Source organism: Neptuniibacter sp. QD37_11 (assembly GCF_047778105.1).
GTDB lineage: Bacteria > Pseudomonadota > Gammaproteobacteria > Pseudomonadales > Balneatricaceae > Neptuniibacter.
In genome coordinates, this window is record NZ_CP180552.1 from 3214818 (window position 1) to 3232045 (window position 17228).

Annotated in this window: 21 protein-coding genes; 15 read left to right on the forward strand and 6 right to left on the reverse strand. The window is 42.3% G+C overall.

The genetic code is table 11. The annotated features are described in order from the left end of the window. Positions 1 to 19 precede the first annotated feature (19 nt). The 14 genes from ACMXYT_RS15075 (at position 20) to ACMXYT_RS15140 (ending at position 8442) form a co-directional block, all read left to right on the forward strand. A complete protein-coding gene (locus tag ACMXYT_RS15075) occupies positions 20 to 277 on the forward strand; it encodes a hypothetical protein (RefSeq protein ID WP_415911630.1) in 258 nt (85 codons plus the stop codon). Positions 278 to 392: 115 nt separating this feature from the next. After that, positions 393 to 1205: a DUF6387 family protein gene (locus tag ACMXYT_RS15080; RefSeq protein ID WP_415911631.1), complete on the forward strand. Its 813-nt coding sequence runs from the start codon at positions 393 to 395 to the stop codon at positions 1203 to 1205. A 153-nt stretch (positions 1206 to 1358) separates the two neighbouring features. Next, complete coding sequence (locus ACMXYT_RS15085; protein ID WP_415911632.1) at positions 1359 to 1562, forward strand: helix-turn-helix transcriptional regulator; 204 nt, start codon at positions 1359 to 1361, stop codon at positions 1560 to 1562. 17 nt (positions 1563 to 1579) lie between these two features. Next, a complete protein-coding gene (locus ACMXYT_RS15090; protein WP_415911633.1) occupies positions 1580 to 1993 on the forward strand; it encodes a hypothetical protein in 414 nt (137 codons plus the stop codon). A 46-nt stretch (positions 1994 to 2039) separates the two neighbouring features. Next, positions 2040 to 2453, forward strand: coding sequence for a hypothetical protein (locus tag ACMXYT_RS15095; RefSeq protein ID WP_415911634.1), 414 nt, complete (start codon positions 2040 to 2042; stop codon positions 2451 to 2453). A gap of 769 nt (positions 2454 to 3222) precedes the next feature. Continuing rightward, positions 3223 to 3564: a hypothetical protein gene (locus tag ACMXYT_RS15100; RefSeq protein WP_415911635.1), complete on the forward strand. Its 342-nt coding sequence runs from the start codon at positions 3223 to 3225 to the stop codon at positions 3562 to 3564. Positions 3565 to 3827: 263 nt separating this feature from the next. Further along, entirely contained in the window at positions 3828 to 3932 is a 105-nt protein-coding gene (locus tag ACMXYT_RS15105; protein WP_415912207.1) for an excalibur calcium-binding domain-containing protein, read from the forward strand. A 110-nt stretch (positions 3933 to 4042) separates the two neighbouring features. Then, the gene (locus tag ACMXYT_RS15110) at positions 4043 to 4570 is read left to right on the forward strand and encodes a hypothetical protein (RefSeq protein ID WP_415911636.1); all 528 of its coding nucleotides are present in this window, start codon (positions 4043 to 4045) and stop codon (positions 4568 to 4570) included. Between the two features lie 36 nt (positions 4571 to 4606). After that, entirely contained in the window at positions 4607 to 5743 is a 1137-nt protein-coding gene (locus ACMXYT_RS15115) for a hypothetical protein (protein WP_415911637.1), read from the forward strand. A gap of 49 nt (positions 5744 to 5792) precedes the next feature. Next, positions 5793 to 6548: a hypothetical protein gene (locus tag ACMXYT_RS15120; RefSeq protein WP_415911638.1), complete on the forward strand. Its 756-nt coding sequence runs from the start codon at positions 5793 to 5795 to the stop codon at positions 6546 to 6548. A 92-nt stretch (positions 6549 to 6640) separates the two neighbouring features. Continuing rightward, a complete protein-coding gene (locus ACMXYT_RS15125) occupies positions 6641 to 6970 on the forward strand; it encodes a hypothetical protein (protein ID WP_415911639.1) in 330 nt (109 codons plus the stop codon). A gap of 34 nt (positions 6971 to 7004) precedes the next feature. Beyond that, a complete protein-coding gene (locus ACMXYT_RS15130) occupies positions 7005 to 7379 on the forward strand; it encodes a hypothetical protein (protein WP_415911640.1) in 375 nt (124 codons plus the stop codon). 75 nt (positions 7380 to 7454) lie between these two features. Next, positions 7455 to 7832, forward strand: coding sequence for a DUF2513 domain-containing protein (locus tag ACMXYT_RS15135; RefSeq protein WP_415911641.1), 378 nt, complete (start codon positions 7455 to 7457; stop codon positions 7830 to 7832). An 85-nt stretch (positions 7833 to 7917) separates the two neighbouring features. Further along, positions 7918 to 8442 carry a hypothetical protein gene (locus ACMXYT_RS15140; RefSeq protein ID WP_415911642.1) on the forward strand — a complete coding sequence of 175 codons (525 nt, stop codon included), beginning with the start codon at positions 7918 to 7920 and terminating at the stop codon, positions 8440 to 8442. 284 nt (positions 8443 to 8726) lie between these two features. On the opposite strand, the gene ACMXYT_RS15145 is transcribed toward ACMXYT_RS15140, so the two are convergent. After that, the gene (locus ACMXYT_RS15145) at positions 8727 to 9182 is read right to left on the reverse strand and encodes a hypothetical protein (RefSeq protein ID WP_415911643.1); all 456 of its coding nucleotides are present in this window, start codon (positions 9180 to 9182) and stop codon (positions 8727 to 8729) included. A gap of 663 nt (positions 9183 to 9845) precedes the next feature. On the opposite strand from ACMXYT_RS15145, the gene ACMXYT_RS15150 reads away from it, so the two are divergent. Then, positions 9846 to 10415, forward strand: a complete 570-nt coding sequence (locus ACMXYT_RS15150) for a substrate-binding periplasmic protein (RefSeq protein WP_415899374.1) — start codon at positions 9846 to 9848, stop codon at positions 10413 to 10415. Between the two features lie 61 nt (positions 10416 to 10476). Here the strand turns inward: ACMXYT_RS15150 and ACMXYT_RS15155 are convergent, their stop codons facing one another. The 5 genes from ACMXYT_RS15155 to ACMXYT_RS15175 form a co-directional block, all read right to left on the reverse strand. Beyond that, entirely contained in the window at positions 10477 to 11919 is a 1443-nt protein-coding gene (locus ACMXYT_RS15155) for an SLC13 family permease (protein WP_415911644.1), read from the reverse strand. Positions 11920 to 12207: 288 nt separating this feature from the next. Beyond that, positions 12208 to 13551: a sigma-54-dependent transcriptional regulator gene (locus tag ACMXYT_RS15160; RefSeq protein WP_415911645.1), complete on the reverse strand. Its 1344-nt coding sequence runs from the start codon at positions 13549 to 13551 to the stop codon at positions 12208 to 12210. Position 13552: 1 nt separating this feature from the next. Then, a complete protein-coding gene (locus ACMXYT_RS15165; protein ID WP_415911646.1) occupies positions 13553 to 15301 on the reverse strand; it encodes an ATP-binding protein in 1749 nt (582 codons plus the stop codon). A 187-nt stretch (positions 15302 to 15488) separates the two neighbouring features. Next, positions 15489 to 15689 carry a hypothetical protein gene (locus ACMXYT_RS15170; RefSeq protein ID WP_415911647.1) on the reverse strand — a complete coding sequence of 67 codons (201 nt, stop codon included), beginning with the start codon at positions 15687 to 15689 and terminating at the stop codon, positions 15489 to 15491. A gap of 173 nt (positions 15690 to 15862) precedes the next feature. Then, positions 15863 to 17110, reverse strand: a complete 1248-nt coding sequence (locus ACMXYT_RS15175) for a malic enzyme-like NAD(P)-binding protein (RefSeq protein WP_415882626.1) — start codon at positions 17108 to 17110, stop codon at positions 15863 to 15865. Positions 17111 to 17228: the final 118 nt, after the last annotated feature.

Consider the following 17228-nt stretch of genomic DNA (forward strand, 5'->3'; position numbering starts at 1 on the left):
TATCAAGGAGAGATAACTCATGACTACTTTTTCCGAGCTACCTAATTTTGTTAAACACTTAATAAATCAGGCTCCTACCGATCAGTCGAACGGCTTTTTCGATAAAGCTGAAGCCGCTCTAGAGGAATGCTTACAACTACTTACTCTGATTAATAAAACTGCTTTCTACGCAGCAGATAACGTATCTGCCGACATATCCACATCCGAGTTAGCTGAAGCGACCACCAGTCTATCCGAACTCAGTCGCCTTCTAGCTCAAATTAGTAGTCAAAAGTAACTAAAGTTTTCTGATAGACCAGTACATACGGTGCCTAGGGTCGCTCCCGAAAAACTGTTCCCTGACAGCCGGTGCCGTAACTTCTTACAGGGCCTATCATCATAGGGAGGTGAAAATGAAGAAAACTGGAGTTAATGAACTTCCAGAATGGTTCAACTTAGCCAACTACGAGGCTGTTACCAACTTTACTAAATCAGATTGGTACAGAGAGCTTTACCATAGATCTTCTGCACGTGATGACTTGGAGGTTTTAGGGGAATTTCAAACCAGTCTAGAAGCCGTAAAGGAAATTAGGCAATCGGGATTACTAGACCAACGCTGGGATCCTTTGCGCGAAAAAAACGTATCAGTCATAGAAGACCCACTAGACCTAGACGGAGAGAAACATGGCTATGATAGTGGAATTACAACGCCCGCTGTAACCCCCCTTTTAACCTTCCAAATCCTATCCGCAGGCAATGTCGTCTCTCAAAAGCTCGACGAATTGGCCAAAAGCAAAGAATCTACCGATCACCTATTACTACAAGCACCTTATGATCTTTTTAGGAAACATAACGATATCGACGGTCACGATCATTTAGCCTTTTTGTCTATCGACATGACTCTTCCTAATAACAAGATTATTGAACAGTTTAAGCAGCTTTTACCCAAATATCGTAAAGCCCTGGGCATTACAGCGACTAGCAGAAAAGACACAGACGTTAAGATGTACGATCTTAAGAAATATAAAATACTGGCCATAATCGATTTACTGATCTGGGAAGAAGAAAACAATAAAACTATTAACAGGCAACTCTTGGTCAATTCCGTCTATGGGCCTTACGGAATAGTCCAGGACCGAGGTTTATCTCAAACAGTAATCCCACTCGCTCGGGAGGCAGTAGACGAATCTTTCCTTAAAATACTGGAGAGCAGTATCACCCAATAAAATTAGATGAAAATTGGGCAAATTTTCCTATAAGAAAAAAACTTAGGACTTTTTCATCTAATAGATACTTTTACGAAATTTTACACTAGTGCTATCACCCTCCCCTTTCATCCAATATCTCTCCTGATTCCAACAACGATTCAGGAGAGACATATGGATTCCAAAAGACTGATTCGCCGACCAGAAGTTGAGCAATTAACTGGCTTAGCTCGCAGCACGATCTACTTCCGCATTAAGTCAGGTAGCTTCCCAAAACCCATCCACTTAGGTGGCCGGCTGGTGGCTTGGCTAGAGTCGGACATTCAAAAATGGATCGACGACCGTATTTCAGAAGCCGAAAAAAAACAGACTGCATAAAGAAGGAGGGGCTAAAAATGAAAAAGCAGCGAGCGGCTCTCGATACGAAAGCCACCAGCACAAAAAAGCTAAATAAGCCTAACTCACCCCCAACGAAACTTGAACTCAGCTCTTATGAGTCACTAAAAGCCGGTACAAATGGTATCCATAAACTAGGTGCTTCTATGAAGGTATATGGCGAAACGGCACTACCATCAACCATATCGAATCTAGTTCGAAGAATTGGACTTACCCTTTCAAAAAAACGTACAAAAGACACCCATCGAGCTGGTGGCTTAACTTTCTTTACTTGGTACTGGTTACCAGATCGCAAAGAGGCGGAAAAAGCACTGGCGTTCGTAAACGAAACGCGAAGTCTCCGATCCGCCTCACTCATAACTGAGAAGGAAAGCCAATACCTTCTTGCTCAGTTTCCTAACCCACGTCCTTAACCATAAGTTATGACAGTCTAAAGCCTAGCACGATGGGGTACTAAATATGGGAAGTATGAAACGCTCCCCAAAAAAGAAAGGCCGATTTGTTGGGATACCTTACCACGTAGCCAAAAGCTTGCCCTTTGCTCAACTAAAGGCTGCTGAAGTGAAGTTATTAGTCGATTTACTTTGTCAGTGTAACGGGCGTAACAATGGATGCCTATCTGCCTGTCACGCTCTGATGAAGGAAAGAGGTTGGGCTAGCTCGTCACTTCATCGAGCCTTCTCTGGGCTTATTAGTAAAGGATTTCTAGTGGTAACCCGACAGGGCTGGAAGCAAAGAGGTAGACCAACACTAGTAGCTATAACTTGGAATGGGATTGATGAGCCTGTTAAAGGTGTTCAATACGATGATGGCATTAGCCCAGGCAATATTCCACTGGGGTACTGGTGCAAATCACCCTCATCTTGGAAATAGAATTATCAAAACAACTCCTCCTATATGGAGTAGGTTTTGATAGTTACTCCTCCTATATGGAGTAGATAACTGGTTGCCCTCCTGTCAACTACTCCATATAGGGGTAGTAACTGGAACATTTAGGTCTATGATCTACTCCACATTGGAGAGTCTTATATATAACCATACACGTACCTATTATATAGGGAGCTTAAATATCACCATTCGCTTAAAGTTCGTTTTGCTTTTCCTCCCAATGGATAGATTTTATACCTAACCCTTTACCGCCCAATACGACGAAGGGAACTTGGTCGCGTTTGAAATTCAATCAAAATTAATAGGGTATTCGAAATATCGGGTTGATATTCACAGTTAGGAGAGCAGTAAATTAATCTTTCGAACAAGTAGTTGGGCATACATATCGACTTCCGCTTTATGCCAAAAGTGGACATGTTCGATCTATTCCTCTGAGGATAGAAAGCTTCTCAAATATGACTATCTATACAGTATATTTGGATAACTCTGAGTTATAGGCTCGTTTTTCTACCAATGCTCACTCTCTTTTCTCCTTGCATTTTCAATTATTCAGTTACATATTAATCACTTAGGGAATTTACTGTGCAGACTTATGCGCACAGTCAGTCATCAAAACACGCATGCTCGTTTTTATCGGAGGAAAATGGCGGTGCTGTCTAAAAGCTACTTAGATTCAATCTCTTACAGTTTTTTATGTTTTTCTCAATGGCAGAAAAACGCGCGCGCTTTTGATTAAAATGTTATGCATAAATAAGTGAAGAAAATGGATTTTATAAATTACTTCGGTTTTGAGGACTTACTGATCACTGTTTTTGAAATAACGGTGCTATTAGCTCTTCTCAGCACTTATTTCAGTCTTAAAAAATCTGCTATATCGAGCAAAGAGCCTTGGGTTCACCTGTTACAAAAGGCGGTTGGTTTTTTTGTGCTGTCTATATTGCTGCCGCTTATTATGAGTATGGTTTTTGTGTTGGTACTAGAGGACAGCTCAGATATGTTTTGGGGCATAATCACAATCGCCTGTCTTTACGTGCCGTTAGCTCTAGGCGTACTTTATGTATTCAAATTGGGCAAACTTGCATGTTCCAAGGCATAACAAGTCAATCAAATCGCTTCGCTTTGACGCGCTTTGCGCGCCATTTATTGAGGCGTTATAGCTCTATTTGAATAAGGATATTTACTTTGAGAAAGCTAATAATATTAGGCTTAGTTATTGTTGCAGGCTGGCAGTACTACCAGAAACCTACGAATATATCCGATTTGTCTTTTTCTAATTCCAAAGAGAATCAAGATATGGAAAGGACTGCTTATTCTTCTAACTCAAAGTTCTCGTGCGATGGTCGTCAACATTGCAGCCAAATGACTTCTCGTGAAGAAGCGGTTTTTTTCATTAATCATTGCCCAAATACCAAAATGGATGGGGATAGAGATGGAATACCTTGCGAAAACGATTCTCGGTTTTAACTAATAAGCTATAACAAGTTTGTTAATAATCGCCCTTCGGGCTGGACCGCACACTGCGCTGCTTCGCAGCAATGCGGCCTATTACAAAAGCGTTATGCGTAAAAGGAATTATGGTCGATATTATTTTAATACTAGGTTTTTTCTTTTTATTAGCCTTAGGTTTACTTGGGTTGGTTTTTGCTATTCCTAAGTTTGTGATCTTATCTACAGAATCAGAAAACGATCCTGATCATATTTATACGATTTTTATGCAAGAGAGCGGTTATAGAGGGCATAAAGTCATATCGGCCGCTGGTTGCCTATTCCCATTCATAACCTTTTCAAGGCCAAATTTTGAAATTGAAAATCTCATTTATACAGGTATGGCGGCTGCTGCTTGCGCTTTCTATCACTCAAGTGTTTATAGAGGGTACCCAGTGCTAACCAGAGCTATGAGCATAGGAATGGCTGCATTATTTGTTTTTTGTACGTGTATCACTGCCCTTGCAAAGCTCGGTCATATTCCTGTTGGGTACTTTATCTTTTTATTGGTTAGTTCTGGCTCAGCTTGGGGTGCTTATGCCGTTTACAGGCGTTCAGAGCTAATACGCATAACAAGGCGCTCAAGTAAGGACGCGCAATGCGCGCCACTTAGCTGAGCGTTAGTTGGCATAAGAAACAGAGAATGAAATTAGATGAAAGAATTATCAATAAAATTATCTGACGATGTATATACCCTTCAGAAAATGATTTCCAGCTTAAGAGATTCCCTTAGATTAAAGGAAGTTCCGATTAGCTTAAAAGAGGCGTTTGATAAGTTTGATAAGTCTATTGACTCTTATTCAAACGCAATTGAGGGTTCAAGTGATGAACAAGTATTGCAAGCGATAAAGATGATTGGCGTTTATGGACAAACGGTTGCGCAAAACTTAAACAAGGTTAAAGATTTACTTGAGTCTCAAAAAGAGGAAGGCAGAAATATCTTGTCACACTCTCAACAATTAAGGAGTGCCGTAGAAGACAGGTCTGTATTACTTGAAGGAAAAGATAAGACGGAAAATAAGAACCTAAAGACACTAAGTATCAAGGCATTAAATAATGAATTAAATGCCATCAAAGAAGATCATGAAAAACATGATGCTCGTATAAAAAAGCTGCTAAGTGAGAACGAATCAAGAGTATCTTTGTTTGGTGAAAGTACCAAAGATATTGAATCAAAGGTGCAAGCGAAATTAGATGAGATTACTAAGCTTTACGATGACGCACTTAGTACAGTTAGCTCTAAAAAAGAGCAAATTGAAGAACAGCTTGCCCACGCAACTGGTAAAAATATTGCCGGAAACTTCGATAAAAGTGCTATTGATGAACGGAATTCAGCCAATTGGTTAAGAGCAGGATCTCTGCTGTGCATGTCGTTGATTGTTGCGGTGGTGGCATATTCTTTTTGGGATACTACAAGAGCCAACTTTAGTTGGGAAAACTCAATTTTTAGATTAATTTTGGCTTTTCTACTATCAGTGCCAGCAGCATACCTTGCTAGGGAATCAGCTAAGCATAGAGAGCAGCAATACAACCATTTGCAAACGTCTCTAGACTTGAAATCAATTACACCTTATTTGGCATCCCTTCCTGAAAGTGAACAGCATAAACTAAAAGTTGATATCGCAAAGCGTATTTTTGCAGCTAGGGATTTTTCAAAAGTTGGCTCTGATCCATACCCTTTGAATACTCATGAAATCCTCATGGAATTTATTAAAAAAATTGAGTTCCCTAAAGAAAAACAGAAGCCAGATGAAAAGCCAGCTAACAAGCAAAGTCAGCCGGACGCGTAAACGCGCCGCTGCTTTGGGCGTTAAGTTTCCCTACTAGCAATGGAGTAGCATGAAAGTAGTAGAGCATGATTATTTAGATTGCCCAGAAGATGACACTGTAATCTGGCGATATATGGATCTAGCACAATTCTTGGACGTATTAGTTCACGAACAGATTTATTTCCCCAACATGAATATCCTTTCGGATAAATATGAAGGCACTATTCCGAAAAATATCATCGAGCAAAAAAGAGCAGAGTTAGAGCACCAAGGCCTTGCTGGCAGGGATTTAGAAGAAGAAATGGCTAGCTTTCACTATTTTACCCACCCAATGCCAGAGCTTTCATTGGTCAATTGCTGGTCTATGGAGCGTCTAGAATCTTATGCGCTTTGGAAAATATACCTAAAAGGTTCTTCATCTGGAGTAGCTATCCGCTCAACTGTTGGTGCCCTCAAGAGGGCACTGGAAAACGGTGGAGATAAATATAGTGAAGAAATCTATATGGGCAAAGTTCGGTATGGCAAACACGGTGATCCTAATAGTACTAGTCGGTTTCATTTGCTGACTCAAAAAATGCCATATTATAGTTACGAAAAAGAATTAAGATTGATGATTTTTCGTTATCCCTTGTCGGAGGGTGGCGTTGCTTGTAAATCTGACGGCCCAGGTCGTTACGTAAAAATCGATGTAGGCAACCTAGTTGATAGAATTTATGTTTCGCCCTTTGCCGCTGGTTGGTTTTATAAAACCATTGAGCAAACAATCGAGAAAGTCGCACCTGACTTAAAAAGTAAGATTTATGCTTCTAGAGTGCAGGACAGCTAAGAACTTAACAAGGCGCTCAAGCAAGGACGCAGCAAAGCTGCGCCGTTTAGCTTGGCGTTATGCGTATTTCCTACTAGAGGTGATATCTACAAATGAAGAAATTAGAGGACTTCACTGGCACCGCTTCAAAGATAAGCGGCAACGGGCATGTTTACTATGAGCTATGGTTCAACACCGAAGGTGCAACTTATGTACGTATCACCGAGAATTTGCCTGACTTTAGTGAAGTAAAGCCCGGAACTCATAGTCGGCACCTGTACTCACTAGCGGCTTATGCACCGGCACGGTTTTTAAAAGAAGCACTTGGCGAACTTGAAGCCTATGATCTAGTCGAGAAAAAAATGGTAGCTGTTAAAGACAACAACAACGGTGGTTTTTTGAAAGCTGCGTTGAGAGACCTGCTTCCAAAGAATGCAAACTAACTACGCATAATGCGGCATTATGTGAAAAAAGAACATGGATGAATCGACATTAGCTACAAAAATCGCCACTCAGGTGGTGTCTGACACCAAGTTCTGGATAGCACTGATCGGAATCCTTGGTGGTATTGTGGGGTCATTGCTCACACTGGGCGGCAATATCATCCTGCACAAGATCAAAGAAAAACCGCAGAAAGAACTGGATGCGAAAAGGAAGGCAACCCTTAAGCTCATGCTTGAAGATGATCGTTTCCCAGATAAATGGCGTTATCTCGAAACGCTTTCTGCTGTAATAGGAGCTAGCGAAGAAGAAACAAAGCGGCTTCTAGTTGAACTTGAAGCGCGCGGGTCTGAAAAAGCAGATGGCAAATGGGGGCTAATTAAACATCACCCATTCCCAAGCCAACAATGAAATAAACACATAACAAGAAAAGCCATCAGACGCATACTGCGCGGCTGCTTTAAGCGTTAGGGACAAGGAAGAGAGATGAGAAGAAATCCTGAAATAATAAGAAATATCATGCTGGCTGCTGAGAAGTGCGAAGCCAATCAAAGGATTTCTAATCAAGATATCGAGTGTGAGGATGGTCAAGAGTGGGATGTTTCTGCTCACATCAAATTACTAGAACAAGCCGGCTTCATCGAGGCATCTATCAGCAAAGAGCTAAATCCCCAAAGACCTCATACTTGTTATATTTATAGAATTACATGGCAAGGCTATGAGTACCTCGATAGCATCAGAGATCCAGAAATTTGGTCTAAAACAAAACAGTCAATTTCAAAGGTTGGTGGCTCCTTAACTATCGATTTAATTATGGCCATCGCTAAACAGGAAATTAAAAATAAACTAGGCATTGAAATCTAATGCCTAACAAGGTGTTCAAGTAAGGACGCGCATAAATGCGCGCCGCTTAGCTTGGCGTTAGTTGTTTTTGCACTTAAGAAACGAGATGGAAGAAATAGATTTTGTGAAATGGTGGGGCGCTGTTCTGGCAACAGTGGCCTTTGGCTGGAATGTTTGGAACTCTTTAAGCAATGCTCCAAAATTAAAAGTAAAATTGCGTCCTAACACCACATATCCAGACGCAAGGGTGATTTCGACTGAAGTTACTGAGCATGGTGAAAGTAAAGAGCTAGCCTCATATTGCCATATTGAAATAACAAATGTTGGCAAGCTCCCTGCGACAGTCACAAATATCGAAGCAACACATTCTGAAAACGGTAGTGGCCGACTATTTTCTTCCTCACAACGTTTTTTAAGTCACTCTAAAGATAATATCCCTCTTTTTATTGAGCCTGGCCAGCTTTGGAGCTGCAGGTTAGAAATGGAAGATTTATATCGTATGGCGGAGCGCGGCACACCAGAGATTCACATCACTGTTTCATATAAAGATAAGCCGATGGTAGTAAAACCAAAAATCACAGCTAACAAGTCAAGCCAGCAGGACGCGCGAACTTCGCGAGCCTCTGCTTAAGGCGTGAGGTTTCTATGTTCCTAGTGAAGTTCAAATGCCTAGGGACCCTGGAGGTAGCCTCCCACCACGGGGGACAAGCAAACCCCGGTTTCCGGCTATTTTACGAGCTTTTATACGCCTCACCACCAGAGGTATACAAACCTTATACTTTCAATCAGTTAGGGGTGAGGAAGGTGAGGCGAAGCATGAAGAGACCGTTACTAGAGACTTAAGAATCACGATTAAAAAAGCCCCCCTTCTGAAGCCTCTAGTGCCTAGAGCCGCTAAAGGCCTTAGAAGTAGCATTATGTGTATTTTCTTGGATTGCGATTCAACTCTCTTCTTTTGAGTTCAGCCAGAGAAACTCCCATACCTAACAATTCAGTTTCCGCGGATAGAATTCTAAGCTTGTATAAATCATCTTCCCTGGGCTGCACTTCGTTTTGCCACTTGTAGAGACCAATAACAAATAGAAATAAAGCAAACCCAGAAACTAAAGCCAATACCTTCTGATAGGTTTGCCTGTTCTCTTTTTCTACATTCACTAACTGTAGGAGCAGCTCTTTCTTTTCTGGATTAACAACTTCTCCTGATCCACCAGCCTCATATTCCAATATTTCCAAAGTCCATTGAACCATTTTGGTTCGAGACGAATCGTAGACGTAAACATAGCCCAAGAGAGTTGAAACAAGCAGCGTGAAACCGAATAAAGTATAAAACTTATAAATATTGTCTGTTGGGACAGATAAACCAGGCGACATTTCCCCTCCATTGCAATCCAAAAGAGATCTAAAGTAAGCACATATTGCTTAAGTAGGTATAAGAAAAATTCCTAATTTAATATTTTAAGCAATGATAATCAGGGGGCTTATTTGGGGGCCCACTCGCAAGAAACAATCCACAAATCCTATACAAATCAATGCACTAAATATACTATTCAGTTGACGCCATCCCACCAAATACAAATAAAAAAGCCACCTTCGGGTGGCTTTTTTATTTGTATTGTCCCGTCCTGAATAAGGTTGACACTTTACCTATCATCTTTGGATAAGTTTTTAAGAATTCAAAAAGCAAACACACAAAACCATCTCCTTTTAAAATATTGCCGATAATTTCACCTGCCATCGTGTGATTAAAAATTCGTTTAGCTCAAAGGCTTTGGACTAAACTAAAAATTTTAAGTTAACTGTGATTTGAACCCAAAGCCGATGAATAGGATTTTTAAACTGACGCGATTAGGCTTACTAGGTGCTGTGATAGCTCTCTGCCCCACAATATATGCAGATACATTTGTAATGGGCTTTGGTGAAGACCCTACATCAAATCCACAATACAACTTCTACAGTAAAGTTTACTCGGCAGCTTTCAATACACTGGGGTATGAATTTTCATATATCCTTTGCCCCAGTAAAAGATGCTCGAAAATGGCAAACGATGGAATTATAGATGGGGAACCTCAAAGAATTAGAGACTATAGCTCCCGCTATTCAAATATGGTCTTAGTTGATGAACCTATTTTCTTTAATAGAGTCATTGGACTATCCAAGAATGCCGAATTAAGTTTCAGTAGGCTCGAAGATCTCAAAATGCTTGATTTAAGAATTGAGTACCTGCGTGGTTCTGTTTGGTCCAAAAACAATCTTATAAAAGCAACCAATAAAGAGCACCTATCCGAGGTAGGCTCTATTGAACAAGGTATAAATAAATTACAAAGAGGAAGAACTGATATTTTCTTTGCTTTAGAAGTTCCTATTTTGAAAGCACTTCACAATAAAGGCTTACCAACAAAAGACATCACTATTGTCGGAGTCGCGGGGCAAAACATTTCTTACCCATTTATACATAAATCGCACTCAGGCCTAGCTCCGGCTTTGGCTCAAGCAATAAAGGATATGAAAACTTCGGGTGAATACTGGCGTATTCTTCAGGAGGTCATGCCATACATGCAAAAGCTTGAAAAAGAGCTAACTCCTCTAGCTATTGTAAACCAATGAAAATCAGATCGCGGGGAGCTGAGCTGCCCCGCGAGCAATGACTCTTTACTACTTTATATTCCTAAACACCAAAAACAGCTGGTAGGAGTGTTACGCTAGCAAGCGTAATCAGGCCTATTGCAACAAAATTCAACACAAAGCCTGCACGCATCATATCTGCCATTTTCAGTTTACCTGAACCAAACACAATCGCATTTGGCGGCGTAGCTACAGGCATCATAAAGGCACAGCTTGCTGCAATTGCAGCAGGAATAACCCATACAAGTGGTGTACCTGTAATCGACTCAGCCACTGGTCCTAATAACGGCAAGAAGCCTGCCGCCGTTGCTGTGTTACTGGTGATTTCCGTCAAGAAAGTAATCAGCGCTGTAACAATCAACACACCCACTAATAGAGAAACAGCGTCTGCACCTTGAATCTGTAGAGCGATAAATTCAGCTAAGCCAGAAGACTTAATAGTCGCTGCCAAAGTTAGGCCGCCACCAAAAAGGATCAAGATACCCCAAGGGACTTTTTGTGCGCTTTCCCAATCTAGAACACGCTCGTTATCGCCAGATTTAACAGGCAGGGCGAATAGCAGAATAGCCGCCGCCATTGCGATTCCGGTGTCAGAGATACCAATACCTGTCCACTTAGCAAGGTATGGGCGCATTACCCAACCGATTGCCGCAAATAGGAAGATAAATAACACTTTCTTTTCGCCAGCAGACATCTGCCCTAGCGCTTGCAACTGTTCTTTAAATACAGATTTAGCGCTAACCGCACCAGCCTGATCGACTTTATAGCTAATTTTGGTGAGTAGAACCCACGCTAATATCAGCATAATAATTGATAGTGGTAGACCCATCGCCATCCATTGAGCAAAACCAATTTCCATACCGTAGCTATCAGATAGGTATGCAGCCATCAGCGCGTTCGGTGGCGTACCAATTAACGTTGCTATACCACCGATACTGGCAGCATAAGCGATGGACAAGAGCATTGCTTTAGCAAAACTCTCGTTGTTCGGTTCACGATCGGTGACAATTTTCACTACGGATAGAGCTATAGGCAACATCATTACCGCTGTAGCTGTATTGGACATCCACATCGATAGAAATGCCGTCACCAACATGATTCCCAAAATTTGGATACTTGGTTTGGTGCCTGCTAGTAGCATAGTTTTTAGCGCAATACGCTTATGCAGGTTCCAGCGTTCCATTGCGATAGAGATCAGGAAACCGCCTAGGAATAGGAAAATCAGCGGGTGAGCATAAGGTGCAGCAACCGCTTTGATGTTTGCGATACCTGCAACCGGCACCACAAATAAAGGTAATAGAGAGGCCGCAGGGATTGGAACAGCTTCAGATATCCACCAGCTCGCCATCCAGAACGCTAATCCGGCGGTGCGCCACGCTTCAACTGAAAGCCCCGCGAAAGGCGGATCAATCAGTAATGTCATCAACATGACTAAAGGGCCGAGGGATAACATTAGCCAAGGTATCTTTTTATTTTTGTCATTCATACTCTTCTTCCAACCTAAATTTAAACGGTATTTAAATTAGTGAATGTTTGGTTTTCACATCATGGGAAGAAGAGATAGCAAGAGTATTGCCAGCTTTAAAAATTAAGTTAAAACCTTTTAATTAACAGACAGTTAAAAAGAATAGCTATTTTTAAACAAGGTACATAATGCGGATAGCCACACAGCCTTAGCGGGTGATTTGTCACTAAAACCACACACAGATAAATCACGAAAAACAGGGCTAATTAAGTCAACGTTTTGCGGTATAAACCACGCTAATGCACTAGCTCAGTCTTTTACAAAACTTCGCCTTTGAATTCCGTATTTTGCCAACTTATCGTAAAAGGTTTTTCTGGGGACGCGCAGTAGCGAGATCGCCTCTTTTACGGAACCGGAGGATTGGCTCAAGGCCTCCTCTATTACAGCGCATTCAAAAAAAGCGACCTTTTCACTTAAGGACAGATCCTCTGGCATGGCCACACTTGGCTGATCGGCGTCGATCGAAATTGGCATACCCAGCAACACCCTTCTTTCTGCAGCGTTGCGAAGCTCACGCACATTACCCGGCCAATGGTAAGCCATGAGTTGATTGGACTCTTCACTAGCAAGCGCTGTTAGCGGTTTGTGATAACGCCCAGCAGCTATAGAGCTAAAGTGTTTAAACAACAATGGGATATCGGCTTTGCGCGCACGTAAAGGCGGTATATCTACTTTAACTAGGTTTAAACGATAATAGAGGTCGGTGCGAAACAACCCTTGCTCCGCGAGTTCTAGCAGATCAATTTTAGTTGCTGCTACAAATCTAACATCCAGCGGGATTGCAGTATTACTGCCAACAGGAGTAATGGTTCTTTCTTCTAACACCCGCAACATTTTCACCTGCATAGACATCGGCATGCTTTCTATTTCATCGAGAAAAATAGTACCACCTTGGCCGAAACCTAGCTGCCCGGTACGGTTTTCTGTCGCGCCAGTAAAAGCCCCCTTTTTACTCCCGAACAACTCACTCTCGATTAAGCTTTCGGGTATAGCGCCACAGTTAATCGCAACAAAATTTGCATCAGCGCGACTGCTCATCTCATGTAAGTAGCGCGCAACCATCTCTTTACCGGAACCGGTTTCACCACTAATCAAAACATCTGCTGGGGTATCAACTACGGTATTAAGCAGCCGCATCATATCTTTCATTTCAGGGGTGTCGCCAAGTATCCGCACCCCTTTTTCTGGTACTGCTTTCAAACTACTTTTAAGTGCTCGATTTTCTAGGACAAGGGCTCTTTTTTCACTGGCACGCTTAACACTATCCAACAGCTGCTCTGTGATCGGCTTTTCAAAAAAATCGTAAGCTCCTTGATGCAAACATGAGACTGCAAGCTGTACATCGGCATAGCCGGTTAGCATGATGACCGGTATATCGACATCAATGGTTTGGATCTCACTAAGAAGCTTGGTGCCGCACATCTCTGGCATATTAATATCTGAAATCACAACACCTTGAAAATGCTCATCCAGTGTTTTTAAAGCCTGCGTACCGTTCGCGAACGCCTGGACTTCATAACCTTCTATCTTTAGAAGCTGGCTAAGGGAGTCACGAATGATCTCTTCATCGTCGATAATCCAAACTTTTGTCATTTTAATTGCTTCCAGTGTTACTTGATTTCAACGAGATCGTGAATGTAGCCCCAAGCCCAGAATCCGCATTCTTAGCCGTCAACTCACCATCGAAAGAACGAATAATGTTACGCGAGATAGACAAGCCCAACCCTAAACCTTGATCGGACTTAGTGGTAAAAAAGGCATCAAATATAGTGTCTATATTTTGCAGGTCCAAGCCAATACCACTGTCGGTTATATGAATATCCACATAACCTTCTCTTTGGCTAAAGCTGATGCTAATAGATTTTTCCTGCTGCTCAGACATTGCATCTATAGCATTAGATAAGAGATTAACCAGGACCTGCTCTAACTTTAAGGCCTCACCCCAAACAAAACCGCTGTAGCGCTCCACAGACAAATCTACTTTATAGTTTGTGATCTGGGGCCCTACCACCACTAAAGCGGCATCAAGGCACTTAGACCATTCACACCAAGCTAATGAGGGTTCTTTATTCCGACTGAATTGTTTTAACTGTGAAACAATTCTATGAACCCGCCCAGTCATATCCTGAATTGTATTAAGCGTCTCTTTAGCTTGCTGATAGTCCCCCCTATCAAGTAATCGTCGACAAGCAGCTATATAAGCATTCATAGCACTGAGCGGCTGATTGATTTCATGATTGATCGAAGCTGACATCTGCCCAATCGTAGCTAGCTTAGTCGACTGCATCAGTGCTTTATGCGCTTTATCTAACTCATCAGTGCGAACCGATATCTCCTTTTCTAACGCCCTGCGGGTATACAGCAACTGACGATAACCAGCAAAGCGTCGATAAAGGTAGAACGCCAAAACAAAGACCACGCTATACCCCAGCGAGAGCCAAATCATAAAATTGGTGACTTGATAGCCCACCGTTGCCGCGGGGCTAAACGTAACGAGCTTAAGACTCATGCTAGGCAAGCTGGATTCACCATAAAAATACAAGCCCTGCTCGGCCTCGGCGTACTCTATTTGCCACTGCTGTAAATCAGCAAGTGCATACTTTCTTTTGCTGTTATTTAAGATATTTTGCGTCAGGTCGAGGTAACGTTGGCTTTCTTTAATCTGAGCCCAACTCAATTCTTCGCTCTCGCTGAGCTGCTTGAGGCGCCAGTATGGGTGATTAGACATAAAGATGACATTGTCAGGTCCATAAACCATAAACTTTGTAGAATGCTGACCAGATAACCACTCTGTATCCTGCTCAAATCTGGAAATATCTACCTTTACAGCAGCAACACCAATAATCTTTTCATCGACGTAAACCGGAGATGAAAAAAAGATGCCGCGCTCTTTAGAGCGAACACCTAGGGCGTAATACGTCGAATTCTGCCCCTCAATTGCCTGCTGAAAATAAGGACGAAAAGAAAAATTGCCGCCTATAAAACTCGATGGGTTTTGAAAGTTACTTGCAGCAACAACATCGCCTTTAATATCGAGCACATAAACCTCACTAGCCCCGGTCGTTTTAGCAATATCAAGTAACAGTAGGTTTAATTCTTGCTCCCCTGTTTTGAACTGCAGTAGCTGACGAATCTGGTAATGGTTCGTTAACAGCTCTGGAATATGTGCATAACGAGCAAGTTCTTTATTGAAATAGGTACTGACATTTTCAGCTTCATTCTTCACTTTTTGATCAAGTTCGATATAGAGACTTCGCTGAAAAAGAGAAACGCCTGTAGACAGAGCAAGACCTAGACATACGAGGTAAATTAAGAATACAAATAAGATTTTCCTGTCTCGCATACCAGAGCCCATACATTATTACCCGCATACTATGCCGTAATAACTATTTTAAATCATCGTGCGCAGGGTATCTTGATGTTTTAGAACGCCCTTAGTGCATTGTTTAATGCTCAAAACACACAAAAAGCCCTGCTAGCAAAACTAGCAGGGCTTTTTTAAATACGTCTTTTTCTATCTGGCTGCTGCGTTAGCAGGCAAGACCCCATAGGGTGTCAAAGTCCAGATTTTCCCACCCGTCTTCGCCATCGTGAATCCAGAATGCGCCACAGCATTCACAGCGATAGATCGAGCTTTCAGGGATTGAGCTAATTAGCTTTAGGTCAGCATGCGGAAAGCCAAGCTTTTCTTGCTTTTCACAGTTACTGCAGGATCTTTTGTCATCTTCCATGATCGTGTACCTAAGTTTATTACCTAGATAAGCTTACTGAATAATACCGTTTGTGAAACTAGGAAAAATTCTTAATTCCTTAAATTTTGAACAGAATGCTATAATTTTCTATAGTTTTCTACAGACACAAAAAAACCGGCCTAAGCCGGTTTTTTTTAGTACGCCAGTGTCGATTAAGACAGTGGGTAGTTGTCTGGTAGTGGCAGACGCGCAACACCAGAATCGATCGCTGCTTGAGCAACTGCAGTAGATACAGCACCAAGTAGACGAGAGTCTGTTGCTTTAGGGATGATGTAGTCACGACCGAACTCTAGAGAGTCTAGACCGTAAGCATCAAGTACTTCTTGAGGAACTGGAGTCTTAGCCAGATCAGCAAGAGCGCGTACAGCTGCTTCTTTCATCTCTTCGTTGATTGCAGTAGAACGAACGTCCATTGCGCCACGGAAGATGAATGGGAAGCCAAGTACGTTGTTTACCTGGTTAGGGAAGTCAGAACGACCTGTCGCCATGATAACGTCATCACGAGTTTCGTGAGCAAGTTCTGGACGAATCTCTGGATCTGGGTTAGCACATGCGAATACAACTGGGTTAGCAGCCATTTTAGATAGCTGCTCAGCAGAAAGCAGGTTAGGACCAGATAGACCAACAAATACGTCAGCACCGTCGATAGCATCGTCTAGAGTACGCTTGTCTGTTTCAGACGCGAACGCTGCTTTCTCTGGAGTTAGGTTTTCACGGCCAGAGTGGATAACACCCGTACGGTCGATCATGTAGATGTTTTCGATCTTAGCACCCATGTTCACTAGCAGCTTCATGCAAGCGTGAGCTGCAGCACCAGCACCTAGGCATACGATTGAAGCTTCTTCTAGCTTCTTGCCAGCTACTTCTAGTGCGTTGATCATGCCAGCAGCTGTTACGATAGCTGTACCGTGCTGATCATCGTGGAATACAGGGATGTTACAACGCTCAATCAGAACACGTTCGATTTCGAAACATTCTGGAGCTTTGATATCTTCTAGGTTGATACCACCGAAAGTGTCCGCGATGCGCGCAACAGTGTCGATGAATGCCTGTGGGCTTTCAGCGTCAACTTCAATATCGATAGAATCAAGGCCAGCGAAGCGCTTGAACAGCAGTGCTTTACCTTCCATTACTGGCTTAGAAGCCAATGGACCTAAGTCACCAAGACCTAGAATTGCAGAACCGTTAGAAATTACTGCGACCAAGTTACCTTTAGCCGTGTAACGGTATGCGTTTTCAGGATCCTTTGCGATTTCACGAACCGGCTCTGCTACACCCGGGCTGTACGCCAAGGAAAGATCACGCTGAGACTCAGCGTCTGTAGACAGTTCCACACTGATTTTACCTGGACGTGGGAACTCATGGTAATCAAGAGCGGCTTGTTTCATATCATCAGACATAGCTGCTGTTCCAATCTAGTTAAAAAGTCGAACACAGAACTATATAGAAAACATATTTGCCGAACAACTATTCCGCACCTGCAACAGGCTTTTTTTCTTTAGGTTAAACCTAAAGTAC